At 60.5% G+C, this 15,572-nt stretch carries 14 protein-coding genes; 6 read left to right on the top strand and 8 right to left on the bottom strand.

The genetic code is table 11. The annotated features are described in order from the left end of the window. Positions 1 to 9 precede the first annotated feature (9 nt). Entirely contained in the window at positions 10 to 885 is an 876-nt protein-coding gene (locus ACQY1K_RS10595) for an ABC transporter permease (protein ID WP_113110683.1), read from the bottom strand. A gap of 79 nt (positions 886 to 964) precedes the next feature. After that, the gene (locus ACQY1K_RS10590; protein ID WP_062581155.1) at positions 965 to 2,068 is read right to left on the bottom strand and encodes an ABC transporter substrate-binding protein; all 1,104 of its coding nucleotides are present in this window, start codon (positions 2,066 to 2,068) and stop codon (positions 965 to 967) included. 666 nt (positions 2,069 to 2,734) lie between these two features. On the opposite strand from ACQY1K_RS10590, the gene ACQY1K_RS10585 reads away from it, so the two are divergent. Together ACQY1K_RS10585 and ACQY1K_RS10580 are read left to right on the top strand one after the other, a co-directional pair. Then, on the top strand, positions 2,735 to 4,234 hold the full coding sequence (locus ACQY1K_RS10585; RefSeq protein ID WP_062456074.1) for an amino acid permease: 1,500 nt from the start codon (positions 2,735 to 2,737) through the stop codon (positions 4,232 to 4,234). Positions 4,235 to 4,449: 215 nt separating this feature from the next. Next, a complete protein-coding gene (locus tag ACQY1K_RS10580) occupies positions 4,450 to 5,166 on the top strand; it encodes a ParA family protein (protein ID WP_062456077.1) in 717 nt (238 codons plus the stop codon). A gap of 76 nt (positions 5,167 to 5,242) precedes the next feature. Here ACQY1K_RS10580 and ACQY1K_RS10575 read toward each other — a convergent pair whose 3' ends face one another. Next, a complete protein-coding gene (locus ACQY1K_RS10575) occupies positions 5,243 to 6,661 on the bottom strand; it encodes a L,D-transpeptidase (protein ID WP_430257311.1) in 1,419 nt (472 codons plus the stop codon). 182 nt (positions 6,662 to 6,843) lie between these two features. Between ACQY1K_RS10575 and ACQY1K_RS10570 the strand changes: the two genes are divergently transcribed. From ACQY1K_RS10570 to ACQY1K_RS10560, 3 genes are all read left to right on the top strand, one after another. After that, complete coding sequence (locus ACQY1K_RS10570) at positions 6,844 to 7,677, top strand: DUF4432 family protein (protein ID WP_113167048.1); 834 nt, start codon at positions 6,844 to 6,846, stop codon at positions 7,675 to 7,677. 74 nt (positions 7,678 to 7,751) lie between these two features. Continuing rightward, positions 7,752 to 8,090: a TIGR01244 family sulfur transferase gene (locus ACQY1K_RS10565; protein ID WP_062456086.1), complete on the top strand. Its 339-nt coding sequence runs from the start codon at positions 7,752 to 7,754 to the stop codon at positions 8,088 to 8,090. Positions 8,091 to 8,169: 79 nt separating this feature from the next. Beyond that, complete coding sequence (locus ACQY1K_RS10560; protein WP_062581144.1) at positions 8,170 to 8,511, top strand: RidA family protein; 342 nt, start codon at positions 8,170 to 8,172, stop codon at positions 8,509 to 8,511. A gap of 76 nt (positions 8,512 to 8,587) precedes the next feature. Here the strand turns inward: ACQY1K_RS10560 and ACQY1K_RS10555 are convergent, their stop codons facing one another. The 5 genes from ACQY1K_RS10555 to ACQY1K_RS10535 form a co-directional block, all read right to left on the bottom strand. After that, on the bottom strand, positions 8,588 to 8,710 hold the full coding sequence (locus ACQY1K_RS10555) for a hypothetical protein (RefSeq protein ID WP_256413794.1): 123 nt from the start codon (positions 8,708 to 8,710) through the stop codon (positions 8,588 to 8,590). 61 nt (positions 8,711 to 8,771) lie between these two features. After that, complete coding sequence (locus ACQY1K_RS10550; protein ID WP_430257310.1) at positions 8,772 to 10,421, bottom strand: thiamine pyrophosphate-binding protein; 1,650 nt, start codon at positions 10,419 to 10,421, stop codon at positions 8,772 to 8,774. Then, entirely contained in the window at positions 10,418 to 11,617 is a 1,200-nt protein-coding gene (locus ACQY1K_RS10545; RefSeq protein WP_430257309.1) for a CaiB/BaiF CoA transferase family protein, read from the bottom strand. Before ACQY1K_RS10545 ends, ACQY1K_RS10550 begins: the two co-directional genes overlap by 4 nt. Before the next feature lie 2 nt (positions 11,618 to 11,619). Beyond that, on the bottom strand, positions 11,620 to 12,585 hold the full coding sequence (locus ACQY1K_RS10540; RefSeq protein WP_430257308.1) for a DMT family transporter: 966 nt from the start codon (positions 12,583 to 12,585) through the stop codon (positions 11,620 to 11,622). A gap of 54 nt (positions 12,586 to 12,639) precedes the next feature. Beyond that, complete coding sequence (locus ACQY1K_RS10535) at positions 12,640 to 13,602, bottom strand: lysophospholipase (RefSeq protein WP_430257307.1); 963 nt, start codon at positions 13,600 to 13,602, stop codon at positions 12,640 to 12,642. Between the two features lie 149 nt (positions 13,603 to 13,751). On the opposite strand from ACQY1K_RS10535, the gene ACQY1K_RS10530 reads away from it, so the two are divergent. After that, entirely contained in the window at positions 13,752 to 15,554 is a 1,803-nt protein-coding gene (locus tag ACQY1K_RS10530; RefSeq protein ID WP_430257306.1) for a hypothetical protein, read from the top strand. Positions 15,555 to 15,572 lie beyond the last annotated feature (18 nt).

Genomic DNA, 15,572 nt, shown 5'->3' with positions numbered 1-15,572 from the left:
CGCGCATCCTCACTTCTGCCAGCGTTCGGCGCGCATGCGCAGCCAGATGTACAAGACGTTGGAGGCGCCGGTGATGACGATCATGCCGAGTGCCAGCGCATAGCCGAGGTTCGGATTGTGCAGCACGTCGCCGCGGATCTGCGCATAAAGCAGGATCGGCACGATGTTGAGCGAGGAGCCGGTCAGCGCATAGGCCGTGGCGATCGCGCCGAAGGCGTTGGCGAACAGAAGCAGGCTGGTGCCGAGAAGGCTTGGCCACAGGATCGGCATCGCCACCATGCGCCAATATTGCCAGGTGGATGCGCCGAGGATCTCGGAGGCTTCACGCCACTCCTTCTTCAGACCGTCGAGTGCCGGGGTCAGGATCAGCACCATCAGCGGGATCTGGAAGAACATGTAGGTGAGGGTCAAGCCCACGAAGGAGAGGAGATTGAAGCCGGTCGAATAGAGATTGAAGCCGAACCAGTCGCGCATGAAGACGGTCACGAGCCCTGTGCGGCCGAGCGTGGCGATAAAGGCGAAGGCGAGGGGCACGCCGGCAAAATTCGAGGCGACGCCGGAGAAGGTCAGGAGGCTTGAGCGGATCCAGGACGGGAGGCCGCCAAGGACGATCGCCCAGGCGAGCGCAAAGCCGATGATCGCGCCACCGAGCGATGAGGCGAAGGAGACCTTGATCGAGATCCAGTAGGCCGAAAGGATTGTCGGCGTGAACAGGTCTGCGATATTCTTGAAGGTGAACGTTCCCTCGGGCGTGAAGAAGGCGCCGACGACGAGATAGAAGGTCGGGACGATCAGAAACATCAACGCGAAGATCATGAACGGCGCGACGCCGAGCCAATCGACGACGGTACGGCGGTCGATGAAGGACGATGATGCGGTGGACATGAATCCGGTGTTTCTGTCGGAGGAGAAAAAGGCCTCCCCGCGCCCATGAAAGCGGAGCGGGAAGGCCGTCTAGGCTAGATTACTTGACGTTGGCGCCGACCACGGAATCCCACTTCGTGGTGATCGCGGTCTTGCCGGCAGCCTGCTCTTCGAGTGTCGGGAATACGGCCTTTTCATAGGACGCGGCCGGCGGCAGGGCGTCGAGCAGTGCCTTCGGGATCTTGTTGTTCTTGGCAAGATCGTTGAACCGGATCGGGTGGCAATAGCCCTTCAGCCAACCGAGCTGGCCTTCGTCGGAATAGAGGTATTCCATCCACAGCTTGGCAGCGTTCGGATGCGGTGCGAAAGCGGAGATCGCCTGCACGTAGACGCCGGCAACGACGCCCGACTGCGGAACGACGACTTCATAAGGCGGGTTGCCCTTCAGGCTTTCGCCCCAGGACAGAGCGTTGTAGTCCCAGGCGATGATGATCGGGGTGGAGCCCTGTGCGAACGGGGCAGCCTTGCCGATGACCGGAACGAAGTTGCCGGCCTTGTTGAGTTCTGCGAAGAACTTCAGGCCTTCTTCGCCAGCCTTGGCGGCATCGCCCTTAGCGGCGGAGAGACCGGCAGCATAGACGCCCTGGACAGCCTGGTTGGCAGAGCGCGGGTCGCCGGCGAGTGCGACGGCGTTCGCGTAGTCGGACTTCAGAAGATCCTTCCAGTCCTTCGGCGATTCCTTGACGAGATCCTTGTTCACCATGAACGCGAGAACGCCGTAATAGTCGCCGTACCAGTAGCCTTCAGCATCCTTGGCTTCAGCCGGGATCGAGTCCCAGGTGGAAACCTTGTAAGGCTGGATCAGGCCTTCGGCCTTGGCGGACGGGCCGAAGGACAGACCAACGTCGATCACGTCAGGAGCCTGCGGGCCCTTGTTGCCCTTGTTGGCCTTGATGGCTTCGATTTCGTCGCCCGAGCTCGCGTCCGGGTTCAGTTCGTTGACTTCGATTCCGTACTTGGCCTTGAAGCCGGCGATCACGTCGCCGTAGCCGCACCAGCTGTGGGGCAGGGCGATGGTGGTCAGCGCGCCTTCCTTCTTGGCGGCGGCGATCAGTTCCGCGCTCGGCTCGGCTGCTGCAAGGCTGGTGGAAGCGATGAGGACTGCTGTCGTCAGAGACAGCAGACGATGGGCGTTCTTGAGCACGGGTGTCCTCCTGGGGTTGAGCGTCTCGGCGCGACTCGTAGAGCCATTGTGTGTATCGTATGTGACAGCGCGCATTCCAAGCGCATGCTAGAAATCAGGCCTGTATTTCAGGAATTTAGAAGATATCCTTCACCAATTGAATCCGTTTGTCCGGAGGGAACTGCGCTCGGACACGGCAATCGTGTTTGCCCTGTCATCACTGGTCAATCCTGCCGGTCATACGAAAGCCGTTCCCTCCGGTCTGCGCCGGTTTGTGACAGGATTAACATTCGTTTCCAGGACCGAGTCAACGGGGCCTATGGAGGAGATTTGAGATTACCGTTGACGACGCGGCGGAAGTGAAGAATTCTCGTCGTGGTTAATGCGTGTTCATACTTCACGAAATCGCTTCAAGACCGATGTCGGCGGGATCAAAGGACAGTCATCGCGTCCGGCACTGACTTCACGACCTAGACTATGAACGAGTTTATTCGAAACGAAGCCGCCTACGGTCGAGGCAGGCTTTCGACGGGCCGGTGTGGGAACTCTCCAGCCGGTTTACTGAGAGACCAGGGGAACAGCCAGAGCTGCGGGATACCGACACCGACAAAAGCGGGCGGATCCGAATGGACGGGGACGGCGGGCCGGACGGCCTCGCTGCCTATTTCTTTGATCAGGAGAGAAGGCATGGAAAGTTCATCAGCGGGCGTCAGCTACAAGAAGGCGGATGCTGCCTATTTCGAAAAGCGCGGGCTTTCGCGCTATGCAGGGGTCTGGTCGCTTTGGGCGCTCGGCGTCGGCGCCGTTATCTCAGGGCATTTCTCGGGCTGGAATTTCGGTTTCGCGACCGGCGGGTGGGGAGGGATGCTGGTTGCAGGCATCATCATCGCCGTCATGTATCTCGGCCTGACGTTCTCGATCGCCGAGATGAGCCCGGCGCTGCCGCACACGGGTGCTGCCTATTCCTTTGCGCGAACGGCGATGGGACCCTGGGGCGGCTTCATTACAGGGCTCTGCGAGAACGTCGAATACGTGCTCACGCCCGCCGTCATCGTTACCTTTATTACGGCCTATGTGAATTCGATCCTCGGCCTCGATCCCGTCTACTCGCCGATCCTGTGGATCCTGTTCTACATCATCTTCCTAGCGCTCAACGTGTTCGGCCTCGAACTGTCGTTCAAGGTGACGCTGGTCATCACGATCGTTTCGCTGGCGGTGCTGGTGTTCTTCTGGGTCAGCGCCATCCCCAACATGGACTTTTCCCGCTGGGCGCTGAACATCGGCGTCGGACCTGATGGTGCAGCGATCGAACTGCCTGAAGGCAATGGCGATTGGTTCCCGTTCGGGATCACAGGCGTGCTTGCAACGCTTCCCTTTGCGGTCTGGCTGTTCCTTGCCATCGAACAGTTGCCGCTGGCGGCAGAAGAATCGGTCGATCCGAAGCGTGACATGCCGAAGGGCATCATCCTCGGCATGATGACGCTGATGCTGTCGGCCTTCATGATTGTGCTCCTCAATCCCTCTCTGCCGGGTGTCGGCGCCTTTCATCTGAGTACGGCGCTGGAGCCGCTTCTCGACGGGTTCAAGTCCGTTTATGGCGACGGCGGCGTCGTTATCCTCGGTCTGGTGGCGCTGACGGGTCTGATCGCCAGCTTCCATACGATCCTCTATGCACAGGGTCGCCAGATCTACTCGCTCTCACGGGCCGGCTATTTCCCGACGGCGCTCTCGGTCACGCATCCGACCTACAAGACGCCCTACGTCGCGATGCTGGCGGGAGCGCTGGTCGGTCTTGCCGTGATGCTGGTCATCTGGTTCTCGCTCGGTGCGGAAGCAGGCGGCAGCGCCATCGGCAGCGTGTTGCTCAACATGGCGGTGTTCGGCGCGATGTTCTCCTACATCATGCAGGCGATCTCGTTCATCATCCTGCGCAAAAAACTGCCCAATATCGAGCGGCCGTTCCGGTCTCCACTGGGCATCCCGGGTGCCGTCCTGACGATCGTCATCGCAGTGGTGACGCTTCTCTATCAGGTTCAGGATCCCAACTTCTTCAAGGGCGTCGTCTGGGTGGTGATCTGGTTTGCAGTCGCGATCGCCTATTTCGCGCTTGTTGGCCGCCATCGTCTGATCCTTTCGCCGGAAGAAGAGTTCGCGATGGAGCACAAGCAGGCGGCAGCGCTGGTCTGATCCCCAGACATCCGTGATCAACATGTGGCCCGCGATCGCTTCGCGGGCCACATTTGCGTTCTCAGCCTTTTTAGGTCGGCATGCTGAAATGTGACAGGCAATATGCGTTAACCCTTAATTTACGTCTCGTTAACCAAGTTCATGAAGAATACGTTAACTGCGCATGAAGCGGCGTGGTGGTGAGCGATGCGGCTCTATTTCATCAAGGACCGAGAATGCCCGTAATTTCATTTGCCAATGCCAAGGGCGGTGCCGGCAAGACGACTGCAGCCCTGCTGCTTGCCACGGAACTCGCCCACCAGGGATTTCGCATCACGATCATCGATGCCGATCCGCAGAAGTGGATCAGCCAGTGGTGCGAGATCTCCGGCCCCGTGCCCAACCTCTCGGTGATTTCAGAAGTCACGACGGCGTCGCTTCCATGCCACCTGCGCGAGATGGCATCTTCGACCGACTACTTCATCATCGATCTTGCCGGCGCGCGAGACGCGCTGGTAACCACTGCAATCGGGCTTTCCAACCACGTCATCATCCCGGTCCAGGGCTCGGCGATGGATGCGAAGGGCGCAGCACAGATTCTCGATCTGCTCGCGCAGATGAAGGACAAGGCCAAGCTCGACATTCCCCATTCCGTCGTCCTTACCCGTGTCACCTCGATGGTAACGACGCGAGCCATGCTGGCGATCAAGGGGTTGCTGGCGGCCAAGGGCGTCAATGTGCTGGAGACGTCGATCGGCGAACGGGTCGCGTTCAAGGAATTGTTCGAGACCGGCGGAACCCTGCACACGCTCGACGCGACAAAGGTCAGCAATGTCGACAAGGCAAAAGACAATGCGCGCAGTTTCGCTCAGGAAGTGATGCGCATGATGCCTGTCCGCGTCGTGCGCTCGATGGGATCGAAACTGTTTCCGTTTCGCCGCAACGCCGCCTGAAGCCAATTTAACGTAGCCAAAAAAAGCCTCTCCGGTTTGCCGGAGAGGCTTTTTGCGTTGTTAAGTCTGGCAAAACCTACTCGAGGAATTCGACGGTCGTGCCGGGTTTGACCATCTTGGCAAGTTCCGTCGCATCCCAATTGGTGAGGCGCACGCAGCCGTGGCTGTTGGTCTTGCCGATCTTGGAAGGCTCCGGCGTGCCGTGAATGCCGTAGGTGGGTTTCGACAAGGCGATCCAGACCGTGCCAACCGGGCCGTTCGGACCCGGAGGGATCTGCAGGATCTGGGTGTTGTTGCCCTGTGTGAAGTTGATCTTCGGATTGTAGGTGTAGCCCGGATCGAGCGCGATGCGCTGGACGGTATGGTTGCCCGACGGCGATGGCGTATCGCTCGAACCGATCGTGGCCGGATAAGCCGAAATCAGAACGCCGTCTTCACCGTAGGCGAAGACCTGCTTGCGATACTTGTCTGCAACGATCCGCGTCACCTGTCCGGTCTTCGGCGTGCCGGGGTTGATCACCTTGATGGTCATGCCGGGAATGGTGAAGTCGACGTTCGGGTTGAGCGACTTCAGGTAGTTCTCATCCATGTGGAACTGCTCGGCGAGCTTTTCGGTCACGGATGTGTAGGACATAGCCGGCAGAGTGGCCTTGTGAGCGTAGTCTTCCGGGATAGACGCAACATATGGTCCGGCAGCGTCCGCGGCCGTGATCGTATAATCGATGATCGGCAGGCCGCCCGAATAGGTCAGGCGCTGCATGATGTCTTCGGAATTGTTCGGATCAAGCGTCTCGCCGGTCATTTCCTGCCAGGCGGCGATCGCCTTGTTGACGTTGTCGCCAAGATGGCCGTCGATCACACCGGGTGAAATGCCCTCGCGGTCAAGAAACACCTGGAGTGCGGCGATCTCGGCCTGCGGCTTCTTGGTGACGGTGATGACCGGTTTCGCATCATGCTGCGGTGCTGGAAACTGCGAGCCCGCATTTGGGTCGATCGACGCTTCTTCGGGCTCGGAATAGTTCTCGTCGATGCCGGGAAGTGCATCGTTGGTAAGAGGCTCGCGGGTAATCGAGCCGGGGCCGGCAATCGACCCGGTCACGGCACCCGGTTCTTCGCCGGGACGATACTGGCGGTAATCCTGATATCCGCCCTGGTCTTGCGGATACTGATCCTGCGGCTGATAGACGGTGTCGCGACGGTTGCGGTAGCCACTCGGTGCCGGCGGATATTCCGCCTCCTGGGGACGGTAGGCATCCTGGCGCGTTTCGGTCGCAACGATGTTTCCGCGGCGATCGAGATAGACGCGGCGGCCCATACCGTCGCGGCTGATCACCACGTCGCGCGGATCCGGCATGTAGTCGAGTATGGCGCCGTCAGGTGCCACGAGGGTCGTCTGCTGCTGATAGCGATATCCGCTCTGAGCCTGCGCCGACGATGGCCCGAAGGCTGCTGATATTGCCATTAGGCCGATACTTGCGAGAATGAGACGCTTCACGTTTCCACCGAAAGAAATTATTCCGTCTACGGTAAGCGGGGAAATGCGCATATGGTTCCCGACTCCGTATCTGGTGCCATAGACAACGTAATTTCGACTTTACCGTGAAAAAAGTGAATTCGTTATGAACCGATGGTTAAATTCGATCACGATCCGGCGAGAGGCGCCGTGAGGGAGGTTTTATGAAAGCGTTTTCAGCAGGAAACGGGCCGAAGCTCACTCTGGACGAGGGATCGGTGCTGGATATCGGCGCCTGTTTCGTCGGCGGCATCGACATCGCGCCCGGCCGGGCCATTCCTGACGATGGCGATCCGCGAATCGACCATTCGCTGGAAGGGTTTTTGTTTACCTGCGGTCCCGACCACATCCGTCATCCCGAACCCATACCCGGTCGTCCCGATGGCGCGAAGTTTCCGCTGCACGGCTCCTACTCGTCGCACCCGGCCGAGATCGTGTTCTGGGATATGCAGGAGGATGCCGAATGCCGGGCGCGCGTTCCGGTCACGACAGCCGAGGGGGGATCCGCGCTTCTGGAACGCCACTGGCGGATTGATGGAGTGACCGGAGAAGTCTGCCTGTCCGACAGGGTGACGAACACTGGTACGAAAGCCATCGCCCGGGTGCATATGTACCATATGAATATCGGGGCCTGGCTGCTGGACGACAACGTCCGTCTTTCGAGCGCGATGTTAGAGCAAAAAGAGATGCCCTGGAATTTCGGGCCCGAGCCAGGGAGCGTGTTCTGCGTGCCGGCAGCGGGCGGCGATCCCTGGGCGGAACTGGCCTTGGGACCGATCGCGGCGCTCGGTGGTCTCACGCTCAAAGTGCGTTTCAAGACCGACACGCTTCCATACCTGCAGATGTGGCGCAACCAGAAGCAGCCGGCGCATGTGCTGGGGATCGAGCCGGTCTCGCACCGGCTGGCCACCCGCGGCGAACTGGAGGCGTCAGGCGAGCTGAAATGGCTTCAACCCGGCGAAAGCGTCGACTACGGCCTGCGCTTCGTGTTTGCGTAAAAGGCCGCTTGGCGATTGACGCTCCCCGGGGTGCATCGTAAAGCTTGCCCGCTATCGAGAATGGAGGCTCTGCCATGGATATCCGCGAGATCAACGACGAATACTCGGTCTCAGGCCAGATCACGGTCGAAGACCTCGACCAGATCAAGGCGCTCGGCTTCAAGTCCATCGTCTGCAACCGCCCCGACGAGGAAGAGCCCGGCCAGCCGGATTTCGCCGCGATCGAGGCACGCGCCAAGGAGCTCGGTCTCGACATCCGCCATATCCCGGTCGGCCGCATGGGCCTGACACCGGAAGGCGTGACCGAGATGGTCGACGTGCTCGAAGATTTTCCCAAGCCGCTGCTTGGCTATTGCCGCTCGGGCGCACGCTCCACGGCGATCTACGAACAGAGCCTGCGCCTGCGCGGCTGATCGGTTCGAAAGCCTTTCCACGCAAGGGCGCGGTATGCCACGCCCTTAATTTCCGAAGCTCAGCATTCAGGAGCATTTTATGAGCATTCAGCGTATCGAGCCCGGCGCCCGCATGAGCGGCGCCGTCGTCCATGGCAACACCGTCTATCTGGCCGGCCAGGTTGGCGAAGGCGACAGCGTCACCGACCAGTGCAAGGACGCGCTTGCCGAAGTCGATCGTCTGCTGGCTGCTGTCGGTTCCGACAAGTCGAAGATCCTGCAGACCCTGATCTATCTATCCGACATTGCTGATTTCGCCGAAATGAACGCAGCCTGGGAAGCATGGGTCGACCCGGCCAACACACCGGCCCGCGCCACCAGCGAAGCTAAGCTTGCTGCGCCGAAGTACAAGGTGGAATTCATCGTGACCGCGGCGATCTGATCGCTCGGTTCATACGGACATGAAAAAGGGGGCCGGTGAAAACCGGCCCCCTTTTTGTGTCGATTATCCCTTGGGATCACGGCTCGCCCGGCGTCATGCCGATGAAGTAGTAAGCCGCGAGTGCGAGACCGATAAAAAAGATGACGGCGACGAAGGTCGTCATGCCGCCCAGTGCTTTGCGTTTTGTGTCATTTGCCATGCGCCATCAACGGCATGGCCGGCGGAATGTTCCGCCGGGGGATTGCGCAAATGCCGCCGTTTCAGTTCCTGTTGCGGATCTGCGTCAGCGTTTTGGCCGGCGTGATCGCTTCCGGATCTAGCCTGACTTCGATGATGGCCGGCTTTCCGCTTGCGCGGGCACGCAGATAAGCCGGACCGAAATCCTCCGTCTTCTCGACCAGCTCGCCATGCCCGCCGAAGGCTTGCGCATAGGCGACGAAATCCGGGTTGACGAGATCTGTCGCCGAGACGCGGCCCGGATATTCTCGTTCCTGATGCATGCGGATCGTGCCGTAGATACCGTTGTTGACGAGGACAGTGATGATCGGCAATCCGTAGCGGACGGCGGTGATGAATTCCTGCCCGTGCATCATGAAGCAGCCATCGCCGGCAAAGCAGACGACTTCACGATCCGGAAACAGCTGCTTGGCGGCGACTGCTGCCGGAAGGCCGTAGCCCATCGATCCTGATGTCGGTGCCGACTGCGTGTTGTATTTCCGGAACCGGTGGTACCGGTGCACCCAGGTGGCGTAGTTGCCGGCGCCGTTGGTGAAGATCGCGTCGGTCGGAACGTTTTCCTCGATCCAGGCCATGATCGGACCCAGGTGGACGTCGCCGGGGCCGCTTTTCGGGGGCGTCGACCACTTCAGATAGGAATCATGCATCGACGATTTGCGCTCGGTCCAGAGCGGCAGTGCCGGCGGTTGGAGATCCTTGATGGCTGCGACGAATTCCGCCGGTGCCGCGCAGATCGCCAGATCCGGGCGGTACATCCGGCCAAGCTCTTCCGGATCCGGGTAGACATGGACCAGGGTCTGCTTGGGGTAGGGAATGTCGAGAAGAGTATAGGAGGAGGACGGCATTTCCGACATGCGGGCGCCGATGAGGATCAGGAGATCGCTATCCTTGATCTCGTAAGCGAGGGCCGGGTTGATGCCGATGCCGACATCGCCGGCATACGACGGGTGAAGGTGATCAAACAGCATCTGGCGACGGAAGGAGCAGCCGACCGGCAGTTTGAAGCGGCTGGCGAAATCCTGGAAGTCCGAGACCGTCTTCTCATCCCAGCGGGTGCCGCCGAGGATCACCATCGGCCGCCTTGCATTGCGCAGCATCTCGTCGAAGGTCGCGATCTGGCTCTTGCCGGGATGGCTTTCGACGGGCGTGTAGGGGCGGGCCTGAGCCGCCTCGACCGCTTCCGTCAGCATGTCCTCGGGCAGCGTCAGCACAACAGGGCCGGGGCGACCGGAGGTGGCGACGGCAAAGGCGCGGGTGACGAATTCCGGAATACGGCGGGCATCGTCGATCTCACCGACCCATTTGGCGAATTCGGTAAAGGCGCGGCGGTATTCGACTTCCTGGAAGGCTTCGCGTTCCTTCATGTCGCGGCCGATCTGGCCGATGAACAGGATCATCGGGATCGAATCCTGCTTGGCGATGTGTAGACCGGCCGACGCGTTGGTGGCGCCGGGGCCGCGGGTGACCATGCAGATGCCGGGTTCGCCGGTCAGACGACCCCAACTATCGGCCATCATCGCGGCGCCGCCTTCCTGGCGGCAGATGAGAACCTCGATACCGCTTTCATAGAGCGCGTCGAGCACGGCGAGATAGCTCTCGCCCGGAACGCAGGACACTCTGCTCACCCCGTTTGCCTTCAGTGCCTCGACGATCAGTTCTCCACCCGTCTTCATCGATTGCGCTCCTTCTCGATCATGTTCAGTTCGGCAAGAATTTCGGCCGTGTGCTCGCCCACGTTCGGGCTTGGCCGGTGATAGGCAAGAGGCGTCTCCGATAGCACGATCGGGCTGCGGACGCCGGGGATGACAGTGCCGTCGGCTGCCTCGAGATCCACACGCAGACCGCGCGCCTTGACCTGGGGATCCTCGAACATTTCACCGATCGAATTGATCGGTCCGACCGGCACGGCATTGTCGCCGCAGGCGGAGAGGAGCTCGGCCTTGGTCCACTTGATCGTCTCGGCGATCAGGAGGCTGCGGACCTCGATCCGGTGCGCGACACGCGCCTTGTTGGTGGAAAACCGCTCGTCATCCGCGACGTGCTCGATGCCGAGAATTCGGCAGAAGCGGCGGAACTGTCCGTCATTGCCGACGGCGAGAATGATGTAGCCGTCCTGGACGTTGATCACCTCATAAGGAGAGATGTTCGGATGGGCGTTGCCGAGGCGGACCGGCGAGATGCCTGATATCAGGTAGTTCATGTTCTGGTTGGCAAGGACCGCCGACATGACATCGAGCAGCGCCATGTCGATATGCTGGCCTTCGCCTGTCTTCATGACGTGGATCAGCGCGCTCTGGATGGCGGTGACGGAATAGATGCCGGTGAAGATGTCGGCGATGGCAACGCCCGATTTCATCGGCTGGCCGTCCGGTTCGCCTGTGATCGACATGAAGCCGGACATGCCCTGGACGATATAGTCGTAGCCGGCAAGGGTCGCATAGGGACCGTCCTGGCCGAAACCGGTAATCGAGCAATAGACCAGCTTCGGATTGATCGCCTTCAGGCTCTCGTAGTCGAGCCCGTATTTGTTGAGGCCGCCGACCTTGAAGTTCTCGATCAGGACGTCCGACTGCGCGGCGAGGCGGCGGACGATGTCCTGGCCTTCTTCGGTCTTGAGATCGACCGCGATCGACCGCTTTCCCCGGTTGGTCGAATGGTAATAGGCGGCAGAGAGGTTTTCGCCGTCGATGCTTTCGACGAAGGGAGGGCCCCAAGCGCGGGTATCGTCGCCGCCGTCAGGGTTTTCGACCTTGACCACATCGGCACCCATATCGGCCAGCATCTGGCCGGCCCAGGGGCCTGCGAGCACGCGGGCCAGTTCGAGAACGCGAATGCCGGCAAGCGGCGGCTTTTTCTTCGGCTCATCCATGATCAGGGGCTTACCACTGTGTTTTCGCTGTTGGTGACGGGCTTAAGCGAGGCGGCGCGGCGTTCGCGCCAGATGATGTAGAGGCCTGACCCGATGATGATGGAGATGCCGAGCCATTTGACCGGATCCGGGAAGTCGCCGAACACCAGCCAGCCCAGCAAAGTGGCCGAGACGATCTCGAAATACTGGAGCGGCGCAATGACCGAGGCGGGCGCGGCGCGATAGGCATAGACGGCAAGCAGGCCGGAGAGGGCAGCGACCGTGCCGACGCCGACCATCCATGTGGTCGTCGTCAAATCGGGGATCGACGGGGTCATGAATTCGATGCCGCTGACATGACCGATCAGGAGGAGGGCACCTGATATCGGAATGCCCCAGAGCGACATCTGAAACTGCATCGACCATGGGTTTTCGCGATGGGCGAGCGCCCGCGTCATCAGGGCGAAGACGGCGACGCCGAAGGCGGTCACCACGGGCAATACCGCGATATAGCCGATTTCCTGGAAGCTCGGGCGGATGACGATCATCGCGCCCAGGAAGCCGACGCCGCAGGCCGTGTAGCGCCGCCAGCCGATGATTTCCTTGAGGAAGATCGACGACATGACGGTCAAGATGATCGGCTCGACGAAGAAGATTGCGACGGCGTCTGCGACTTCCATGACGGCGAGCGTTGCGACGAAGCAGATCATCGAGAGCGTGATCACGGCCGCGCGGATGGCGTGATAGAAACTGAGCTCCCAGGAGAAATTGCGCCACGACCCGGTCCACAGCACGATCGGCAACATGCAAAGGCCCTGGACGATGAAGCGCACCATCGTGATGAGCGTTGGGGAGGCGTTGGCAGTTGCAAGCTTGGAAAACACGTCGATCAGCGGCGTGATCAGCATGGCAAGCAGCATCAGGCCCATGCCGGCGGAAATGCCGGACGCTTGCAGAGCAGGTCTCGTATGCGCATGCGGTGACGTCATGGCAAAGCTATACCTTCGGCATTCTCCGAGCGCACTTGAGGAAATGTCATGAACTCATTCCGTTTGCGTGCGGGTATCGCGCGACGGATCTGAGCGACGCGAGGTGAGCGTTTTCGCCCATTCGGCGAAGGCGTTGGTCGCGCGGTCCCGGACGCGATCGTTCAGGGTCTCGTGGCGGGTTTGCGGGTAGATGATCGTCTCGACATTGTGCATGCCGCGTTTCTGGAACCTGTCCGCGAGCCAGCGGATGGCGCGCCCTCCATCCGTCGCCGGATCGTCCGTGCCACCGACCAGATTGACCGGCAAGTCGTCGGGCAGGCGGTCCAGAAGTGCGGGGCCCCGGTAGGACATCTCGAAGATGTCGAGCCAGAGCGAGACGCTGGCATCGAAACCGCAGAGCGGGTCGGCAACATAGGCATCGACTTCGGTTTGGTCGTGGCTCAGCCAGTCGAAATCCGTGCGATGGCCGGGGATCGATTTTCCCCATGCGCCGAAAGTCAGTTTCGGCAGATGCGTGCTTGGAACATCAGACCCTTTTAGCGCGCGCTCGACAAGCAGAATTGCTTGGGCACCGCGCCCGGCGAGGCCTGGATTGAAGTTGGAGTTCCAGACGGCAATCCCGTCGAAGGCCTGCGGATAATCGATCGCGGCATTGAGGGCGATGAGGCCGCCCATCGAATGCCCCAAGAGAATGATCGGCAGGCCCGGATGCCCCTTGGCGGCGAGATCGCGAACCGCTTTCACATCCGCGGTCACGATGCTTGCACCGTCCCGCAAGGCAAATCGGCCGATCGGTAAGCCGGGTGCCGTGGTCTCGCCATGGCCGCGATGGTCGGGCGCATAGACATGAAAACCGTGCGTCGCCATCGCCTCGGCAAACCGCCGGTAACGGCGGGAATGGTCGGCGAGACCGTGCAAGACGAGGATGACGCCACGGCCGTCCGATGTCGCGGGTTGATAATGAAATGCTAGGCGCGCGCCCGTCGAACTATCGAGCCAGTTGGTTGTGTCAAACATCGCTATTCCTGCGGCACCGACGCTGTCAGTCGCTTGTCCTGCCCGGCCGCTTCTCCCGTTCGATCTTTCGCAGAGGCAATCCGGTAGCGCAATGTTAATTCAAGCTATGTAAGCCGGTGCTGAAGGGCAAAACGCAGGTGGCTTCGAGGATGGCTGGCGCGAGGAGAGGCGAGGCAGGCGCGTCATCGACGCGGCAGGAAGGATCGCTTCTGCGGATCTTTTTCGTTGTCTACCTGACGGCAATCCTTTTGCTGCTACTCGACCTTTCCGATGGACGGCTGTTCTTCGCGGATGTGGATGATGTTCTCCGGGGCGTTCAGATTCGCCATCTGTTATCCGCATCCGGGTCCTTCTGGGACCTGACATTGCCGATGATCGACAGCCCAGGGATCTACGTCTCGCCCTGGTCTCGTCTCGTCGACCTTCCCTATGCCGGCCTTTCGCTTCTGCTGACGCCGCTGCTCGGCCGCGACGGCGCCATCTCCGCATCCCTGCTGATCTGGCCGCCGATGCTGCTTTCGGTCTATGGGCTGTTTGTTGCCATGATCTGGAAACGCATTGCTCCGATCACCGAGGGTATTCATTATCTCCGGCTGGCGGCTGGGACGTTTGCGATGCTGTATGCGGTCTTCGAATTTGTGCCCGGTCGGATCGACCATCACAATGTCCAGATCGTTGCTTTGATGGCCGTCGCCTACGGTCTTGTCCGCTTCGATCGTATCGGCGGTATCGTTGTCGGGGTAGGCACCGTCATGTCGGTCGCCATCGCACTCGAAGGTCTGCCGTTCCTGGTCATCATGTTCGGCGGACTTGTTGTGGCATTCGTCGCAGGGGCGACCAGGGCGGCCGAAACGCTCTCGGCGGCGTCGGCCACAATATGTATCGCCACTGTTCCAACAGCTTTGGCACTGCTTGGTGCCTCGGGTACGATGTCGACGCAGTGCGATGCGTTTTCTGCACCCTATATCGCTCTTCTTGTCGGTCTGTCCGGCACATCCTGGATTGCCTGCAGATGTTTCGCGGATGCATCCGGCTGGGTAAAACTGCCCGTTCTTGCCGCTGCCTCGATCGGCGTCATCGTTGCAACCGGAATCTCTTTTCCTGAATGCCTTGCGGGCCCCTATGCCGGGATGGATCCGCTTGCAAAGCAGCTATGGTTCGACCGGGTGCCGCAGGAGCAAGGACTGCTCCATTATGCAGGCGGCTCGCCCTTGCCGGGCATCTTGTTGATCGGTATTTTCCTCACCATACTGGCTCTTGCGGCGCCACGGGTCTTGAGTGAGGTTCGCGCCGGTAATCCTGCCCTTGCGATCCTGTTCGTCACCGCACTCGTCAGTGTGCTTCTGGCAACCGGTCTGCTTCGCTATATCCGCTTTCCATTCGTGTTCGCCGCACTTTTCGTGCCACTGGCGCTCCGCCATATCGATCAGACATCAAGGCAGCCCGGCCGAGCGTCAAGGACCTTGTTCAGCGTCGGGACCGGCGTCTTTCTGCTCATGGTCGGTCTCTGGAGCCTTTCGCGGCCACAAACGATACACGGCGATGCCGTTCAGGCGATGACCATCGACGACTGCAAGGCCGGCGACATGTCCGCTCTCACAAATCTCGGCCAAGGGGATCTTCTAGCACCCCCGACACTTGCCATGTCGGTGCTGAGGAACCCGATGCCTTCAGGACTAACGGTCGGGCCGATCCCGTTTCACCGGGCCTCACGCGGGATGGCGAACGCCTATACAGCCTTCATCACAACCGACCCAGAGACGCGTCGCGAAGCGCTTGCACCGTTCGATTATGTGGCGGTCTGCCGTTTCCCTGCGCAGGCTGAGCCTGGATCGGCGCCGCTTTACGATGCATTGTCCGCGAGCAAGGACTGGCCCGGTCTCGCACGGCTCGAGACCGGTCGCGCAAATCCGTTTCAGCTTTTCCGGATCGACCACGCAAACCTGCGCTAGAAAGCCTCCGGTGCCACG

It is taken from the genome of Neorhizobium sp. IRS_2294, from assembly GCF_050500145.1.
In the GTDB taxonomy this organism is placed as follows: domain Bacteria; phylum Pseudomonadota; class Alphaproteobacteria; order Rhizobiales; family Rhizobiaceae; genus Neorhizobium; species Neorhizobium soli.
Note: the sequence above shows the minus strand (reverse complement) of the source record. Positions and strands in the feature narration are given on the sequence as shown.

Coding starts and splice junctions, on each gene's coding strand:
- ACQY1K_RS10550 (WP_430257310.1), bottom strand. CDS start 10,421: ATGAAGACGGGTGGAGAACTGATCGTCGAGGCACTGAAGGCAAACGGG.
- ACQY1K_RS10535 (WP_430257307.1), bottom strand. CDS start 13,602: ATGTTTGACACAACCAACTGGCTCGATAGTTCGACGGGCGCGCGCCTA.
- ACQY1K_RS10570 (WP_113167048.1), top strand. CDS start 6,844: ATGAAAGCGTTTTCAGCAGGAAACGGGCCGAAGCTCACTCTGGACGAG.
- ACQY1K_RS10595 (WP_113110683.1), bottom strand. CDS start 885: ATGTCCACCGCATCATCGTCCTTCATCGACCGCCGTACCGTCGTCGAT.
- ACQY1K_RS10530 (WP_430257306.1), top strand. CDS start 13,752: ATGGCTGGCGCGAGGAGAGGCGAGGCAGGCGCGTCATCGACGCGGCAG.
- ACQY1K_RS10560 (WP_062581144.1), top strand. CDS start 8,170: ATGAGCATTCAGCGTATCGAGCCCGGCGCCCGCATGAGCGGCGCCGTC.
- ACQY1K_RS10565 (WP_062456086.1), top strand. CDS start 7,752: ATGGATATCCGCGAGATCAACGACGAATACTCGGTCTCAGGCCAGATC.
- ACQY1K_RS10540 (WP_430257308.1), bottom strand. CDS start 12,585: ATGACGTCACCGCATGCGCATACGAGACCTGCTCTGCAAGCGTCCGGC.
- ACQY1K_RS10585 (WP_062456074.1), top strand. CDS start 2,735: ATGGAAAGTTCATCAGCGGGCGTCAGCTACAAGAAGGCGGATGCTGCC.
- ACQY1K_RS10555 (WP_256413794.1), bottom strand. CDS start 8,710: ATGGCAAATGACACAAAACGCAAAGCACTGGGCGGCATGACGACCTTC.
- ACQY1K_RS10545 (WP_430257309.1), bottom strand. CDS start 11,617: ATGGATGAGCCGAAGAAAAAGCCGCCGCTTGCCGGCATTCGCGTTCTC.
- ACQY1K_RS10580 (WP_062456077.1), top strand. CDS start 4,450: ATGCCCGTAATTTCATTTGCCAATGCCAAGGGCGGTGCCGGCAAGACG.